This window comes from Pyxidicoccus fallax, from assembly GCF_012933655.1.
Lineage (GTDB): Bacteria > Myxococcota > Myxococcia > Myxococcales > Myxococcaceae > Myxococcus > Myxococcus fallax.
Genome location: NZ_JABBJJ010000300.1, coordinates 1 through 15,588 on the forward strand (window position 1 = coordinate 1; position 15,588 = coordinate 15,588).

Below are 15,588 nucleotides of genomic sequence, written 5' to 3' on the forward strand. Positions count from 1 at the left end.
GAGGGGGCTCATCCGCTGCGGGCACTGGCGGCGCTGGTGCTGGCCGGGGCGGCGGTGGTGGCGTGGCGGCGGCACTCGAAGAAGGCGGCGGTGGCCGTGGGGGTGCTGGGCTGCGCGGCGGTGGCCGGCTGGATGCGGACGGTGGAGCCGTCGGGCCAGCGCGACTGGGCGCCGGACCTCGCGCGCGCGGCGCGGGCGGACGTGGACGGCACGCGGGTGACGATTCACGACGTGCGCGACTTCCGATACCGGAGCACCTCCGACTGGGACGCGGCCTGGTACACGGCCACGTACGACACGCGCGAGCTGACGGGGGCGTGGTTCATCGTGGAGCCGTTCTCCGGCGTCTGGGGCGCGGCGCACACCATGGTGAGCTTCGGCTTCGCGGACGGGCGCTACGTCGTCTTCTCCGTGGAGGTGCGGCGCGAGAAGGGCGAGACGTTCTCCGCGGTGGGCGGCTTGTTCCGCCAGTTCGAGCTCGTCTACGTGGTGGGCGACGAGCGGGACCTCGTCCAGCTCCGCTCCAACCACCGAAAGGACGACGTGTACCTGTACCCGGTGGACGCGTCGAAGGAGCGCATCGCCGCCTTCTTCCTGGACATGGTGGCGCGGATGAACGCGCTGCACGCGCGGCCGGAGTTCTACGACTCGCTCACCAACAACTGCACCACCAACCTGGTGCGCCACGTGGAGAAGGTGAGCGCGACGGACGTGCCGTATGACCACCGCACGCTGCTGCCGGCGTACTCGGACGCGCTGGCGTACGAGCTGGGCCTCATCGAGAAGGACGCGCCGCTGGAGGTGGTCCGCGCGCGGCACCTCATCAACGCGCGGGCCCAGGCGGCGGATGGCCGGCCGGACTTCTCCCGGCGCATCCGCGAGCCCCTGGACACCGCCCGCTCAACGCCCTGAGGCCGTCACGGCCGACGGGCCGGCCTTCAGGTGCTTGTCGTAGTGCTCCCGCAGCTTCACGAAGTAGCCGCGCTCCTCCCACAGCTCCGCGAGCAGCCGGTCCGCCAGCGTGCGCACCTCGGTGCCCTCGTCCTGGCCGGGCGTGCGGGGGCCCGGGTTCTTCGGATTGAAGAAGGCGCGCGTGGCCTCGGCCATCAGCAGGCGGCTGCTGGCGAAGAGCCGGCGGAGAATCTGGTTGATGGGGCGCGCGTCCATTTCCGCGCAGGCGGCGACGATGGCGTCGTGCACACGCAGCGGCTTGTCGCCCGACAGCGAGGGGGCGTCCAGGTCGCCGCGCTCCACGGCGTGGGTGAGCAGGTAGCCGTGGTGCAGGGACATGGAGGCCATGTCCACGCAGTCCTTGATCCACAGCACGAAGAAGAGCTTGCGGAAGACCTTCCTCACGGGGAACAGCACCACGCCCTTGAGGAGGCTCTTCACGTGGCCGCCAATCGTGGTGTTCACGTGGGAGCCGGCGAGCACCCCCACGGCCTTTTCCGGCGCGGGCAGTCCGTGCTCGCGCAGAATCTGGCGGACCATGCCCTCGCGCGTCTGGCGCAGGGCGTAGTCGTCCAGGAAGGGCACGGGGATGAGCGGCGTCAGTCCGGAGGCCACGGCGAGGACGGCCACGCGGCCGAGCAGCGGGGGCAGGTCGTTGGGCGAGGCGGGACGCGGTTTCGGCTCGGTCATGCCCTGTTCATATGCCAACCGGCGCTCCTCATTGCATGGGCCACCGTGCCGCCCCGGGGAGCGGCTGCCGGAAGCTGAACGCTCTCAGGCCTCGCGGAGGCCGCGCGCGTGCGGGAGGAGGAGCGTGTAGAGCGTGCTCATGACGGGCGTGGGCACGCCCCGGGCCCGGCCGCGCCGGGACACCGTGCCCTGGAGGTACTCCACCTCCAGCGGCTTGCCGCCCAGCAGGTCCACCATCATGGAGGGGCGCATGTCGGCCTGCAGGCCTTCCATGAAGCGCGCCACGTCCTCGGGGCGGGTGGTGGGGGTGACGCCCTCGGCGGCGGCGACGCGGAGCACCTCGGCGGCGGCCTCCTGGAACATCTCGCGGAAGAGGGGAGACTCGCGCAGCGGCCCCAGGGGCAGGCGGGCGGCGGTACAGAAGCCGGACATGGAGGCCAGGAACGCGAGCTTCTCCCAGAGGGGCACGCGCGCGTCGGCCACCGCCTCCACGTTGAGGCCCGCGCCGGCCAGCGTGTCGCGCAGCGCCTGGACCCGTGGCGACACGCGGGACGTGTCGCCGAACACCTCGCCGAGCACGATGCGGTGAAGTGTCCCCGTCTGGGAGATGACGCCCGGCTCGGAGATGGCGGTGGAGATGTACGTGGTGCCGCCGATGACGGGGGCCTCGCCCACGGCGGAGGCCACCTCGTCGGGGCTGTCCACCCCGTTCTGCAGGGTGAGGACGGCGGCGGTGGTGCCACCGAGTGCGGGCCGGTCCGACGCGGCGGTGAGCGTCTTCACGACGGGGAGCACGGAGGGGACGTCGTAGTTCTTCACCGCGAGGACCACGACGTCCACGGGGCCCACGCGTGAGGCATCCTCCTCGGCGCGCACGGGGACGGTGAAGTCGCCTTCCGGGCTGCGGATGCCCAGCCCCCGCTCACGCATGGCTCGCAGGTGCGCGCCCCGGGCGAGGAAGGTGACGTCCTGCCCCGCGCGTACCAGCCGGGCACCGTAGTAGCCGCCCACCCCACCTGCACCGACGATGACGAATCGCATGGCGCGCACCATAACGGCGCGTCCGTTCCACGGCAGGGCGATTGGGGAATCACCTGGGCGCGCCAGTGCGGCTCCACATCCCCGAATCAACAGGGGAGGTGGGGGCAGGGCGCCGCGCCGTGTCCGCCTCTCATGGACGCATCCAGCTCGAGGGGGCGAGGCGCCCGCGCCACCGCCCTTCGCGTGTCCGTGCCTCGGAGCGGCCCGCGCTCGGCGGGCCGGCTTCCACGCGTCTCAGCGCACCACGGCCCGAGGCGTGACGGCCTCCTCGGGAATCTGCCACGCCTCCGGCGGCGGCACGTCGCGGTTCGCCTGGCGGTTCTGGGTGATGAACGCGGCGGCGCTCTCCGGGCTCGCGCAGGCGGAGAGGATGTTCTCCGGCACCATGAACGCGTTGGCGAAGGCGTCCGCCACGCGCTGCTCCTGGCTGCCGGCGACCAGCACGTCGACGACGTGCGGCGGAGGCGGCTGGAGCAGGGCGTTGGTCCAGTGCGTCGCCGGAGCGACGGCGGCCCACATCTTCTCCTCCGCCGCGCGGCAGAACCCCTCGTCGAAGGGGCGGTCCGTCGCCAGCGCGTCCAGGATGCGCGCCGCCAGCGCGAAGGCGGAGGCAGACGCGGCGTTGGCGCCCTGGCCCGCGACGGGGTCGTTCGTCACGTGCGTGTCGCCCACGGCCATCACGAAGCGGCCGTTGGCCAGCGGCGCCCAGGCCCGGCGCACCACCGGGGTGAACGCGCCCTGGAGCCAGTCCAGGGGCCCCAGGATGCCGAACTCCGCGGGATTCACCCGCGCGTAGGTGGTGGGCGCGAAGCGGCGCAGTCGGTCCAGCAGCAGCGCCTCGAAGGCGCGCGGGTCCGCGTCGTAGCGCTGGGTGCTCAGCACCGCCAGCTCGCTGTCCGGCAGCGCCTCCACGAGGAGGCTCGGAACGCGGCCGTGGCGGGAGATGACCTGCGACTCGAAAATCTCTCCCTGGCCGGGCACCAGGTTCGCGTTCATCCCGGGCGGCTCCTCCATCTGCACGCCCTTGAGCAGCGCGGCGAACAGCAGGCGCGCGGGCCGGGTGTGCGGCGACAGCTCCGCGTTGCGCGGGAAGAGCGACGTCAGCCCGTTCTTCCCGGTGGCCACCACCATGAGGTCATGCTTCAGCGACAGCCCCTCCAGCGCGGCGCCGTCCACCGGCAGCACCTCCAGCCGGCCCCCGCGCGCCACGAAGTCCTCGGCCAGCCGGGGCTGGTACAGCCGGTAGTCCACGAAGATGGAGGTCTTGTCCAACCGGCCCCGCATGCTCAGCGACTGCGGCCCGTTCACGTGGATGCCCACGTAGCGGATGTCCGCGCTCGGCCCGCTCCAGTGGTCCACGCCCAGCTCCCGCTCCCGGGCTCGCGTGGGCGGGTGGTGCGCCACCGTGTTCGGCAGCCGGCCCTCACGCAGCTTCGCGGGGTCCTGCTCCGCGTACAGCGTCACGGACACTCCGTGGGACAGCAGCTTCAGTCCGAGGTGCAGGCCGGCCGTGCCGGCGCCAACGATGCCGATGCTCGCCATGAAACGCTCCTTCCACTCGCGTCCCTCGAGCCTGCTCGGCTGTGTCGGGACGGACCCCCCCAGGGGACATGGGGTGTCCCGGGTAACCGGGAACTCGGGCTTATTAACACAATACGGATGGAGACTTTCAAGTTGGCCATACTCGAAAGTTGAGAATTCACGGTCCGCCTACGAATTTTCCCTCTGGGCGGATGGGTCGGCAGGCAGGTTGGGGTGACGTGGCGGAACGCCCTACAGTGGGGGCGAATGAGCGCATCCCTCGAAGTGGTGCTGGAAGTGGGAGACCTCACGGAGCTCGCCGCGGACGCGGTGGTCTTCAAGTACGCGCAGCGGCTCTACGGGGCGGCGGGCGCGGCGGCGGCGCGGCTGGAGACGGTGGGCGTGCCGCTGTCGCAACTGGAGGCGCAGCCGGGCCAGTACCGCTTCGTGGAGACGCGCGGGAGCATGCCCGCGCCGCTGGCGCTCTTCGTGGGCACGGTGCGGCTGGGGGACTTCGGCTACCACGAAATCCGCCAGTTCACGGCGCGCGCGCTGAAGGCACTGGAGGCGCACTCGGGGCTGAAGCACGTGGCGAGCACGGTGCACGGGCCCAACTACGGGCTGGACGAGGACGAGGCGGTGCTCGCGCTCATGGGCGGCCTCATCGAGGCCTTCCAGCGGGGCATCGGGCCGCCGGCGCTGGAGCGCTTCACGGTGGTGGAGCTGGACGCGCGGCGCGCGGGGCGGCTGCGCAAGGCGCTGGAGCGGGGACTCGGCGGCACGCCGGGGGTGACGACGCTGCCGGGAGGCGCGGGCTTCCGCGTGCAGCGGATGAGCGCCTTCGTGCAGGCGCCGCCCATGGCGTCGGCGGGCACGGTGTCCATGACGAAGCCGCACGCCTTCGTGGCCATGCCCTTCGCGCCGGAGCTGGAGGACACGTACCACTACGGCATCCTGGGGCCGGTGAAGGCGGCGGGCATGCTGTGCGAGCGCGTGGACCAGGCTGTCTTCGACGGGCCCATCATCCAGCGCATCAAGGAGCGCATCGACACGGCGAAGGTCGTCATCGCCGACCTGTCCATGGCCAACCCCAACGTGTACCTGGAGGTCGGCTACGCGTGGGGCAAGGGGCGGCCCACGCTCCTGCTGGTGCGCGACGTGCGGGAGCTGCGCTTCGACGTGGCCTCGTACCGCTGCATCGTCTACCGCAGCATCCGCGAGCTGGAGACGCTGCTCGCGCGCGAGCTGGAGCGGCTGGGCTGACGGCCGCTCACCAGCCCCGGGCCGCGACGCTCCACGTCGCCACTCCGCCGTCCCCGCGCAGCACGTGGAGCCGCTCGTGCAGGTTGACGGACGCGCAGACGTGGTTGGGCACCACGCGCACGCGCTCGCCGATGCGCGGGCGCCACGGGGTGGTGGACACGTCCAGCAGGCCGTGCTCCTCGGACAGCCCGCGCACCAGCACCTCCGGCCGGTCCAGCAGGGCGCCATAGCCTCCGGCCGGGTCGAGGCCCTCCTCCTTCGCCAGCGCCTTGGAGCCGGCGTCGATGACGACCTGCCCGGGGACGGCGGTGCTCACCACGGTGGCGAGCACGGAGTACGCGCACTCGCGCCACTCGCACGCGCCCACGAAGGTGGAGTTGCGGTCGTTGAGGACGTTGATGCCGGGGCGGATTTCGGTGAGCCCGGCCACCTCGTGCGAGCGCCAGAGGGTGGGGGTGGAGCCACCGCTCACCACTTCCGGCTTCAGGCCCGCGGCGGACAGCGCGTCCAGCACCGTGCCCAGGCGTGAGGACTGCTCGCGCAGCACGGGGCCCTGCTCGGCCCGGGGCGCGCGCACGTGGCCCGGATAGAAGATGACGCCGCGGAGCCGCACGCCGTGGGCCGAGGATACGGCCCGGGCGAGGGAGACCGCGTCCTCGGGCGACTGCACGCCCACGCGGCGCATGCCCATGTCCAGCTCCACCAGCACGCCCACCTCGCGGCCCGCCTCGTGCGCGGCGCGCGACACACCCTCCAGGGCCTCGCGCGAGTCGAGCGCCACGGTGAGCCGCACGTGGCGGGGCAGGGCCATGAGGCGCGCGAGCCGGGCGGCGCCCACGGGCGGGTAGGCCAGCAGCACGTCATCGGCGACGGTGGCCATGACTTCGGCCTCGCGGGGCGTGGCCACGGTGACGCCGGAGGCGCCGGCCTGGAGCTGGAGCGCGGTGAGCTCCGCCGTCTTGTGCGTCTTCGTGTGGGGCCGCCAGCGCAGGCCGTGCTCGCGCGCGTAGTCCGCCACGCGCCGGAGGTTGGCCTCCACGCGGTCCAGGTCCACGACGGCGGCCGGGGTGGCGAGCGAATCGAGCGGGGTGGCATCCATGCCTCGCATGGTGGCATCCGGAAGCGGGCGGCTCCAGCGCCAGTGTCGCGCTCCCGCTCGCGCCGCGAGATGGTACACATCGCGGCCCGAGGCCCCATGCCCACCCCCTCTTCTCCGATTCTGACGGCCCGCGCACTCAACCGGGCCACGCTCGCGCGGCAGCTTCTGCTGGAGCGCGAGAAGCTCCCACTCCTGCGCGCGGTGGAGCGGCTGGTGGCGCTCCAGGCCCAGCAGGCCAGGCCGCCCTACGTCGGGCTCTGGTCGAGAGTCGAGGGCTTTCGGCGGGAGGACCTCACCCGGCTTCTCCACCGCAGGGACCTCGTCCGCGCGACGCTGATGCGCGGCACCCTCCACCTCGCGAGCGCGAAGGACTACGCCGCCATGCGGCCCGCCTTCTCCTCGATGCTCGAGTCCTTGGCGCACGCCATTCTCCGCGAGCGCGCGAAGGGGCTGGACATCGCGCCGCTGGTCGCCGCCGCGCGCGAGTACCTCGCGGAGGAGCCCCACACCTTCGAGGAGGTGCGCGACCACCTGCTGGAGCGCCACCCGAAGGCCGACGAGCGCGCCATGGGCTTCATCGTGCGGATGTACCTGCCGCTCGTCCAGGTGCCCACGGAGGACGCCGCATGGGGCTTTCCGGCGACGACGGACTTCGCGCTGGCGGAGTCGTGGCTGGGAGCGCCGCCAGGCACCGAGGCGGAGCTCGACACGCTGGTGTTGCGCTACCTCGCGGCGTTCGGCCCCGCGTCCGTGAGTGACGTCCAGACGTGGACCGGCCTCAAGGGCCTGAAGGACGTGCTCGGACCGTTGAGGCCGAAGCTGCTCACGTTCCGCGACGAGAAGGGCCGCGAGCTGTTCGACCTGCCCAAGGCACCCCGGCCGCCCGAGGACACTCCCGCGCCCGTGCGCTTCCTGCCCGACTTCGACAGCCTCATCCTCGGCCATGACGACCGCGCGCGGCTGGTGGCGGAAGCACATCGCTCCAGGCTCATCACCCGCAACCTGCGCATTCCCGCCACGTTCCTGGTGGATGGCTTCGTCACCGGCACCTGGAAGGTGGCGCGGAAGAAGTCCACCGCGACGCTCGTCGTCGAGCCGTTCGAGCCCCTGAGCCGGAAGACGCGTGAGGCCCTGGCCGCTGAAGGGGAGGGCCTCCTGCGCTTCGTCGAGCCCGACGCCGCCGCGCTCGACATCCGGTTCTCCTGAGTGAGCCCCGCGCGGGCCGCGCCAAGTGGCTGTTGCCACTGGGGTTTCACTCTGGCGCGTTGCGGCGAGAGTCCGAGGTGGATAGGTATTGCATCCATACGCCGAATCCCGCCGTCAGCGGGAGTGGGGGACCCAGGTTCGTTGGGGCGAATCGCTCGAGGTCGAGCGTAGGGCAGGTTCTCTCAGCCCGAGTCCGTCAGCTAACTCCACAGGCGTCGAGGAGAACGCAATGTCTTCCGACCCCAGCAGTCCTGGGCCGGGTTCGCCGTCGTCCGCGAGCTCGGCCGCTCCTGTTTCATCTCCTTCTGGTTCCCACCGCGTGCACCCGCGGGACGCGGGCCCCCTGCCGCTCGCCCGGCTGGCGCCCCTGGCGCTGGGCGCGCTCGGCATCGTCTACGGCGACATCGGCACCAGCCCGCTGTACGCGCTGCGCGACTGCTTCAGCGGCGAGCATGGCATCACCCCCACGCCAGCGAACGTGCTGGGCGTGCTGAGCCTCGTCTTCTGGAGCCTCATCATCGTCATCTCCGTGAAGTACCTCGGCTTCGTCATGCGCGCCGACAACCGCGGAGAGGGCGGCATCCTCGCCCTGCTGGCGCTGGTGGTGCAGCGCGGAGGCGGCGCGGGTGGCGGGGCCCGGCGCATGGTGCTCTTGACGCTGGGCCTGTTCGGCGCGGCGCTGCTCTACGGCGACGGCGTCATCACCCCGGCCGTCTCCGTGCTCTCCGCCGTGGAGGGGCTCGCGGTGGCGACGCCGTTCTTCACGCCCTACGTGCTGCCCATCGCCCTGGTCATCCTGCTGGCGCTCTTCCTCGTGCAGCGCCGGGGTACGGGCGGCATCGGCCGCGTGTTCGGCCCGATGATGGTGGTGTGGTTCACCGTCCTCGCGGTGCTCGGTGTCCACGAGCTGGCGCGCAACCCCTCGGTGCTCCAGGCGGTGGTGCCCACGCATGCGGTGGGCTTCTTCGCGCGCAACGGGTGGCACGGCTTCCTCGTGCTGGGCGCGGTGTTCCTCGTCGTCACCGGTGGCGAGGCGCTGTACGCGGACATGGGCCACTTCGGCTACCGGCCCATCCGTCTGGCGTGGTTCGTCCTGGTGCTTCCCGCGCTGCTGCTCAACTACTTCGGCCAGGGCGCGCTGCTCCTGAGAGACCCTTCCGTCGCCACCAACCCGTTCTTCCACATGGCGCCGGACTGGGCCCTCTATCCGCTGGTGGCGCTGGCCACGGCGGCCACCGTCATCGCCTCGCAGGCGCTCATCTCCGGCGTCTTCAGCCTCACCCGGCAGGCCATCCAGCTGGGCTACTGGCCCCGCCTGGAGGTGGTGCACACCTCCGCGGAGGAGCAGGGGCAGATCTACCTGCCCGGGGTGAACTTCGCGCTGCTGCTGGGCGTGGTGGCGGTGGTGCTGGGCTTCCGCTCCTCCGGCGCGCTCACGGCCGCGTACGGCATCGCCGTGACGGCCACCATGGCCATCACCACCTGCCTCGCCTACGTGGTGGCGCGCGAGCGCTGGGGCGTGCGGCGCTCCATCGCGGTGCCGGTGCTCATCACCTTCCTCGCCATCGACCTGGCCTTCTTCGGCGCCAACTTCGTCAAGGTGGCCCATGGCGGCTGGCTGCCGCTCACGATGGGCGCCGTCCTCTTCACCCTGATGACCACCTGGAAGCGCGGCCGCGAGCTCTTGGGCTCGAAGCTGCGCTCGGGCGCCATTCCCCTGAAGGACCTGCTGGAGAGCTTCGGGGACAACGCGCCGCACCGCGTGCCGGGCACGGCCATCTTCATGACGGGCAACCCCGAGATTGCGCCCAGCGCGATGTTGCACAACCTCAAGCACAACAAGGTGCTGCACGAGCAGACGCTGCTGCTCACCATCGCCACCGAGGACGTGCCCCACGTCCCGTCCAGCGAGCGGGTGACGGTGGAGAGCCTGCCCCTGGGCATGCGCCGCATCACCGCGCGCTACGGCTTCATGGAGGACCCGTCCATCCCGGACATCCTCAAGCGCTGCCGGGAGAAGGGGCTGCCCTTCAACGTCATGAGCACCAGCTTCTTCCTCGGCCGCGAGACGCTCATCGTCAGCAAGAATCCGGGCATGGCCATGTGGCGCGAGGCCATCTTCGTGTGGATGAGCCGCAACGCCCGCTCGGCCACGGCCTTCTTCCGCATTCCGCCCAACCGCGTCGTCGAGATGGGCGCCCAGGTGGAGCTGTAGCCCCTTCGCGGCGAGGTGGCGGCGCGGAAGCCTCTCCGCCCGCCACCTCGCGTCACGTCACGGCGTCTTCAGCGCGCGGGGCGGACCTTCACGCGCATGGAGCGGCCGTCACCCTTCTCGTTGATGACCTCGATGATGGTGCCGGTGTTGGGCACCTTCACGCCCATCCAGAACGTGTCCTCGGACCAGTAGGGCTTCGTGTCGTCGAAGACCGTCTCCGCCGGCAGCGAGGGCAGGTCGATGCGCGGACCCCCCAGCGTCTTGAGCGACAGGGCCTGGGTGGGCTTCAGGCCGAAGGGCGCGTCGCGCACCTGCACGAAGGTGTCCCAGTACCAGCCGGTGCCGTCGAGCTGCGGCGCCGCGTGCGCGTCCACCGGCAGGATGCGGCCCTGGCCCGGGTGCAGGCTCACCTGGTTGTTGGTGAAGAGGGTGTTCCAGTACGTGATGAGCAGGCCCGGCTCGTAGGGGTAGTGCTCCACGTAGTAGGTCAGGCCCATGTCCCCATAGGGGAAGTGGTAGGGACCGGTCTCCAGCCCCTCGTCGTAGCTGCGGTACTGGCGGTACTCGGCCAGGTAGTAGTGGTCGAAGTGGATGTGCAGGCCGTCGTGCTGCTGGAAGCCGTCGAGCGTCCAGCCGTTGGGCGTGGCCTCCGCCCCGTCGGAGAACACCGTGCGGCCGTTGGCGGTGATGCTCAGCGCGTCCACCTGGAAGCCGGGCCGCACCTCGGCGCCGTCCGTCCAGTAGCGCAGGCGCAGGTGCACCGTCTTGCCCGCCCACGGCGTCAGGTCGAAGGTGACGGGAATCCAGCCGCCGGACACGCCGGTGATGCCGTTGCCGAAGTTCTGGTTGTTCGGGTCCGTCTGCGTGGTGATGCTGCTCGGCAGGTTCTCGAAGCGCTGGCCGTCGGTGGAGACGGAGACGTAGGCGTAGTCCCAGTCCTGCTCGATGTCGAACCACGTGCGCAGTGTGAGCTGCACGGAGCTGGCGCGCGGCAGGCGCACCGTGCGCGTCATGGAGCTGTCGACGTTGTTGCCCTGGCCGCTGTACCAGGCGAACTGGCCCGCGAACGGCGGCGTCGTCACGTGGTCCACCACCTGCGGGGGCAGGGTGACGAGCAGCGCCTGCGCGTGCTTCGTGTTCATCTCCGCGGGGCCCAGCTTGTGCGTGGAGCGCTCGCCGGCCTTCGCCTCGTCGTAGTTCAGCCAGCCCAGCTGCAGCTTGTCCCACGCCCACAAATCCCCAGGGCGCGAGCCGACGTCCACGGTGCCGTCGCCCAGGTACGAGCCATGGCCCATGAGCGTCCAGAAGGCGGAGTCATTCCCGTAGCCGGAGTAGGTGTCGTAGTGGTCCGGCAGGCCGAGGTCATGGCCGTACTCGTGCGCGAAGACGCCCAGGCCGCCGTTCTCCGGCTGCACCGTGTAGTCGCCCACCCACTTGTCCACGGGGCCGAAGCGGGTGCCGCCGTTCGGGTTGTACGCGGGGCCGTTGCCGCCGTGGCCACCGCCGCTGGAGAAGGCGAAGGAGCGGTGGCTCCAGATGGCGTTCTGCCCCTGGGCGCCGCCGTCCGTCTCCTCGCCCTCGCCCGCGTGGACGATCTGGAAGTGGTCGATGTAGCCGTCCGGCTCGTCGAAGTTGCCGTCGTGGTCGTAGTCGTACCGGTCCCACACGTCGAAGGTGTCCAGGTACGCCTTGATCTGCTCGGGCGTCTTCCCGGCGTCGAGCTGGGCCTGCGTCCAGGCGTTGACGGCGTCGGTGACCATGGGCCACATGCCCGTGCGGGTGCAGATGCGGCTGCCGCAGAGGTTGTGCCCGTAGCGGGCCGAGTTGTACGGCACGCGCACCCACTCGTGGACGACGCCGTCCACCGTGTACCGGCCGGAGGACTGCGTCTGGTAGTAGGTGGCCACCGAGTCCACGCCCGGGCCGGTGCCGAAATAGAGCCGCTCGTAGTGCTCGCGGTTGTAGTCCTGCTGCCAGATGGTGAAGTTGTTGGTGGCGCGGTCCGGCGGGAGAATCTGGTTGTGGAGCGGACCCGGGATGTCACCTCCCGGGTTGACGTCGGGGTTGCCGTACTCGGGATGCACCTGGTCGCCGAACTCGGCGAGGATGACGAAGATGCGGTCGGTGCGCTCCAGCTCCAGCTCCACGTAGCGGCCACCGGCCGTCCTGTGGACGCGGCCCCGCGTGCGGCCCTCCATCTTGTCCTTGAGGGCCTGGGCCCGGAGCATGCGCTGCCGCTCTCCGAGCGGATGGGACAGGTCGTCCGACATCCGCTGGCGGGCATGGCCCACGCCCACGCTGCCGTCCTCGTCCAGCACGGGCCTCTTCGCCCATGCGCCGGGTGACACGGTGAGGGCCAACAGGCCCCACTTCAGCCACTGCGTTCTGAACTTCATGTCGAGGGGTGCCTTCGTCGCGGCGCCGGCCGGCCCATCTCACTCACGGCTTCCGCGATACTGCAACTTTGCGTGAATCAGGTGTTTCATTGCAACTCCGTTGTCCGAGTTGCTCGGATACACCTCGTCTCGCAACGAGTCCCCCGGGGAAATGCGACATTTATCGGCGGGGTCCGTTCAATACGAAGGCCCGCCGCGAGCACGGAAGGACGTCCGTGTCACGGCGGGCCCGGGTGCCCGTGATGGCTTTGAGCGCGGGTTACTGCGGCGCGGGGGCGCTGAGCTTCTTCGCCGGCGGCTGGTACTTCATGCCCAGGGAGTTGAAGACGAAGGAGTACACGTCCACCTCCTCCTCGATGCGGGCGTTGAGCGGGGTGCCGGCGCCGTGGCCGGTCTCCGCGTTGGCGCGCAGGAGGATGGGGTTCTTGGACGTCGTCGCCTCCTGCATCCGGGCCACCATCTTCCGCGAGTGGAACGGGTCCACGCGCGGGTCATTGGCGCCGGAGGTGAAGAGCACCGACGGGTACTTCGTGCCGTCCTTCACGTTGTGCAGCGGCGAGTACGCGTGCAGCGCCTTGAACTGCTCCGGGTCCTTCACCGTGCCGTACTCGGTGATGTTGAACTGGCCGTTGGGCGTCAGCTCCACCCGCAGCATGTCGTAGATGCCCACGCGCGCCACGACGGCGCCGTACATCTCCGGGTGCTGGGTGACGGCCGCGCCCATCAGCAGGCCGCCGTTGCTGCCGCCCTGGATGGCCAGCTTCTTCGGCTGCGTGTACTTCTGGTCCACCAGCAGCTTCGCGCACGCGTAGAAGTCGTCGAAGACGTTCTGCTTCTTCGTGAGCGAGCCTTCCGCGTGCCACTTCTCGCCGAACTCCGAGCCGCCGCGCAGGTTCGCCACCGCGTACACGCCGCCCTGCTCCAGCCACAGGCCCACCAGCGGGCTGAAGCCCGGGGAGATGGAGATGTTGAAGCCGCCGTAGCCCGTCAGCAGCGCCGGGTTGTTGCCGTTGAGCTTCGTGCCCTTCTTCTTGAGGATGGTCAGCGGCACCTTCGTGCCGTCCTTGGACGTGGCCTCCGCGCGCACCACCTCCACGTCGCTCATGTCCAAGGGCGAGGTGCGGGCCAGCGCCGTCTTCGCCGCCTTGTTGTCCTTCGCCGAGTACCGGTACCAGGCCGACGGCTGCACGAAGCTGCCGTTGCCGAAGAGCACGTCGTCGCCGTCCAGGCTCACCAGGCCGCCCACGGACGACACCGGCAGCGTGGGCACCAGTCCCAGCGCTTGGCCCTTCAGGTCCACCATGCGCAGCTGCGACGGGCCGCCGAGCTGCTCGACGAGGTACACCCGCGTCTTCGTCGGGTAGACGCCGAGGATGGTGGCCTCGCCCTCGGGCACCACCACCGTGGCCTTGTCCAGCGTGGGCGTGGCCAGCGGCAGCCGCAGCACCCGGCCTCGCGGCGCGTCCTTGCGGCTCAGCAGGTACAGGGCCCCGTCATGGCCGAAGTGCGAGCCGATGACCTTGTCCTCGAACTTCGACACCTGCGTCCACTGCCCGGACGGGCCGTGCAGGTACAGCATGTACTCGCCGCCGTCGCCGTTGGCGACGAGCGCGGACGTGTACTGGCCGTCCTCGGACGTCTCCAGGTCCGTCATCGCGATGCGCGGGAAGTCCTTGCCCAGCGCGTACGTGTCCTTCTCCGTGGGCGTGCCCACCTTGTGGAAGTACACCTGCTGGAAGAAGTCCCGGTCCGCGGGCGGGCGCTCCTCGCCGCGCGGGTAGCGCGTGTAGAAGAAGCCCGTGCCGTCCTTGTTCCACGCCAGGCTGCCGCCCGCCGTGCCGCCGTTCACCTTCGGCACCACCTCGGTGGACACGGGCTTGCCGGTGGCCACGTCATAGACGGTGACGTCACCGCTCTCCGTGCCCTTCTTCGACAGCGACACCGCCACCTTCTTGCCGTCCAGCGTGGGGACGAACCAGTCGATGGTGGTGTGGCCCGACGGGTCCACCGCCGACGGGTCCAGCAGCACGCGCTCCTTGGACGTGTCGTCCACCGAGCTCAACACCACGAGGAAGGCCTGCTGCTTCGGCGGCTGGCTCTTCATGGTGAGGAGGGTGCCGCCGGCCTCCTTGAGGCCGTAGTAGGCCGGGGACTTCCAGGAGAGCAGCTCGGTGACGCGCTGGCGGATGGCCTCGCGTCCGGGCAGCTTGTCCAGCATCGCGCGCGTGTGCGCGTTCTGCGCGTCGTTCCACTGCTGCACCTTGGGGTCGGTGGAGGCCTCCAGCCACTGGTACGGGTCCTTCACCTCCGTGCCGTGGTAGGTGTCCACCTTCTCCTGCTTCTCCGTCGGAGGCGCCTTCTTCGCGGCGCCCTTGGGCGCGGCGGGCGCGGCCAGTGGCAGCACCAGCACCGCCGCCGTCAATGCGGTCGTCAGCTTCACGCGTTCACCTCGGGGTGAGGAAGTCGCGCGCAGCCTGCCACGTCCACCGGGCCGTGACACACCCGAGACGTCTCGGGAATGTCGCCGCCGCCCGGGTGTTCGGCCGCGCCCCGTTCTCCCAAGCGGCGGGAATGCGTCGCGTCAGTCCCAGATGCGGGACGGACTCTCAGCGCAGGGGCAGGGACACCAGCGCGGCGGCGAACCGGTCGAAGGCCTCGCTGGAGGGCAGGGCGGTGCCCTCGTCCATGTTGCCCAGCATCAGCGCGAAGACGACGCGCGGGTGCTGGCGGTCTCCGGGGCGGTCGACCACGCCGACGAAGCAGCGCTGCCCGGAGAGCGTGCCCGTCTTCGCGCGGATGCGGCCCGTGGTGAGCGGGGTGACGGGGCGCGAGGCGAGCGTGCCGTCCTGGCCGGCCACGGGCAGGCTGTCCACGAGCGCCAGGCCATAGGGCTCGCGCAGGCTGGTGAAGAGCACGCGCACCAGCCCGCGCGCGGTGGCCATGTTGTAGCGGGACAGGCCGCTGCCATCCACGGGCCGCAAGTCCCGCGTGGGGATGCCGCGGCGGGTGAGCTCCTCGGCCAGGGCGGAGCGCAGGGCGGAGTAGCTCTCCGCGCCGGTGCGCTCGCGGGTGAAGCGCAGGCCCAGCCGCTCCGCGTAGAGGTTGAGGGACTCCTTGTTGGTCACCTTCACCAGCTCCGACAGGGGCGGGCTGACGAGGGTGACGAGCGGCTCGGGCACGGGCGGGCGCAGCGGCTGTCTCTTATA

Annotated in this window: 11 protein-coding genes and 1 riboswitch; of the genes, 4 read left to right on the top strand and 7 right to left on the bottom strand. The window is 70.8% G+C overall.

Translation table 11 applies throughout. The features are described 5' to 3' along the window. Positions 1–912: Lnb N-terminal periplasmic domain-containing protein (locus HG543_RS40860; protein WP_169350352.1), on the top strand; the 912-nt coding region annotated here is incomplete at its 5' end. On the opposite strand, the gene HG543_RS40865 is transcribed toward HG543_RS40860, so the two are convergent. The 3 genes from HG543_RS40865 to HG543_RS40875 form a co-directional block, all read right to left on the bottom strand. Further along, a complete protein-coding gene (locus tag HG543_RS40865; RefSeq protein WP_169350353.1) occupies positions 901–1,641 on the bottom strand; it encodes a hypothetical protein in 741 nt (246 codons plus the stop codon). The two genes, HG543_RS40860 and HG543_RS40865, sit on opposite strands and share 12 nt — an antisense overlap. An 84-nt stretch (positions 1,642–1,725) precedes the next feature. Further along, positions 1,726–2,682 (bottom strand): ketopantoate reductase family protein, encoded by a 957-nt coding sequence (locus tag HG543_RS40870; protein WP_169350354.1) that lies wholly within the window; start codon positions 2,680–2,682, stop codon positions 1,726–1,728. Between the two features lie 234 nt (positions 2,683–2,916). Then, complete coding sequence (locus HG543_RS40875; protein WP_169350355.1) at positions 2,917–4,224, bottom strand: styrene monooxygenase/indole monooxygenase family protein; 1,308 nt, start codon at positions 4,222–4,224, stop codon at positions 2,917–2,919. A 246-nt stretch (positions 4,225–4,470) separates the two neighbouring features. Here HG543_RS40875 and HG543_RS40880 point away from each other — a divergent pair, with 246 nt between their 5' ends. Further along, the gene (locus HG543_RS40880; protein ID WP_169350356.1) at positions 4,471–5,466 is read left to right on the top strand and encodes a TIR domain-containing protein; all 996 of its coding nucleotides are present in this window, start codon (positions 4,471–4,473) and stop codon (positions 5,464–5,466) included. A 7-nt stretch (positions 5,467–5,473) separates the two neighbouring features. Here the strand turns inward: HG543_RS40880 and HG543_RS40885 are convergent, their stop codons facing one another. Next, positions 5,474–6,574, bottom strand: a complete 1,101-nt coding sequence (locus tag HG543_RS40885) for a D-TA family PLP-dependent enzyme (RefSeq protein WP_246357652.1) — start codon at positions 6,572–6,574, stop codon at positions 5,474–5,476. 87 nt (positions 6,575–6,661) lie between these two features. Here HG543_RS40885 and HG543_RS40890 point away from each other — a divergent pair, with 87 nt between their 5' ends. Together HG543_RS40890 and HG543_RS40895 are read left to right on the top strand one after the other, a co-directional pair. Then, on the top strand, positions 6,662–7,771 hold the full coding sequence (locus tag HG543_RS40890) for a winged helix DNA-binding domain-containing protein (protein WP_169350357.1): 1,110 nt from the start codon (positions 6,662–6,664) through the stop codon (positions 7,769–7,771). An 89-nt stretch (positions 7,772–7,860) separates the two neighbouring features. Then, positions 7,861–8,001: riboswitch (cyclic di-AMP (ydaO/yuaA leader) on the top strand. After that, positions 8,001–9,986 carry a potassium transporter Kup gene (locus HG543_RS40895; protein ID WP_169350358.1) on the top strand — a complete coding sequence of 662 codons (1,986 nt, stop codon included), beginning with the start codon at positions 8,001–8,003 and terminating at the stop codon, positions 9,984–9,986. (Overlaps the previous riboswitch by 1 nt.) A gap of 68 nt (positions 9,987–10,054) precedes the next feature. Here the strand turns inward: HG543_RS40895 and HG543_RS40900 are convergent, their stop codons facing one another. From HG543_RS40900 to HG543_RS40910, 3 genes are all read right to left on the bottom strand, one after another. Then, the gene (locus HG543_RS40900) at positions 10,055–12,382 is read right to left on the bottom strand and encodes an immune inhibitor A domain-containing protein (protein ID WP_169350359.1); all 2,328 of its coding nucleotides are present in this window, start codon (positions 12,380–12,382) and stop codon (positions 10,055–10,057) included. Between the two features lie 259 nt (positions 12,383–12,641). After that, positions 12,642–14,822 (bottom strand): prolyl oligopeptidase family serine peptidase, encoded by a 2,181-nt coding sequence (locus tag HG543_RS40905; protein ID WP_169350360.1) that lies wholly within the window; start codon positions 14,820–14,822, stop codon positions 12,642–12,644. Positions 14,823–14,988: 166 nt separating this feature from the next. Beyond that, the coding region (locus HG543_RS40910) for a D-alanyl-D-alanine carboxypeptidase (RefSeq protein WP_211194501.1) at positions 14,989–15,588 on the bottom strand (600 nt) is incomplete at its 5' end.

What these genes read in the sequence shown, in the direction of transcription:
- HG543_RS40865 (WP_169350353.1), bottom strand. Translation starts at nt 1,641, where the DNA reads ATGACCGAGCCGAAACCGCGTCCCGCCTCGCCCAACGACCTGCCCCCG.
- HG543_RS40870 (WP_169350354.1), bottom strand. Translation starts at nt 2,682, where the DNA reads ATGCGATTCGTCATCGTCGGTGCAGGTGGGGTGGGCGGCTACTACGGT.
- HG543_RS40875 (WP_169350355.1), bottom strand. Translation starts at nt 4,224, where the DNA reads ATGGCGAGCATCGGCATCGTTGGCGCCGGCACGGCCGGCCTGCACCTC.
- HG543_RS40880 (WP_169350356.1), top strand. Translation starts at nt 4,471, where the DNA reads ATGAGCGCATCCCTCGAAGTGGTGCTGGAAGTGGGAGACCTCACGGAG.
- HG543_RS40885 (WP_246357652.1), bottom strand. Translation starts at nt 6,574, where the DNA reads ATGCGAGGCATGGATGCCACCCCGCTCGATTCGCTCGCCACCCCGGCC.
- HG543_RS40890 (WP_169350357.1), top strand. Translation starts at nt 6,662, where the DNA reads ATGCCCACCCCCTCTTCTCCGATTCTGACGGCCCGCGCACTCAACCGG.
- HG543_RS40895 (WP_169350358.1), top strand. Translation starts at nt 8,001, where the DNA reads ATGTCTTCCGACCCCAGCAGTCCTGGGCCGGGTTCGCCGTCGTCCGCG.
- HG543_RS40900 (WP_169350359.1), bottom strand. Translation starts at nt 12,382, where the DNA reads ATGAAGTTCAGAACGCAGTGGCTGAAGTGGGGCCTGTTGGCCCTCACC.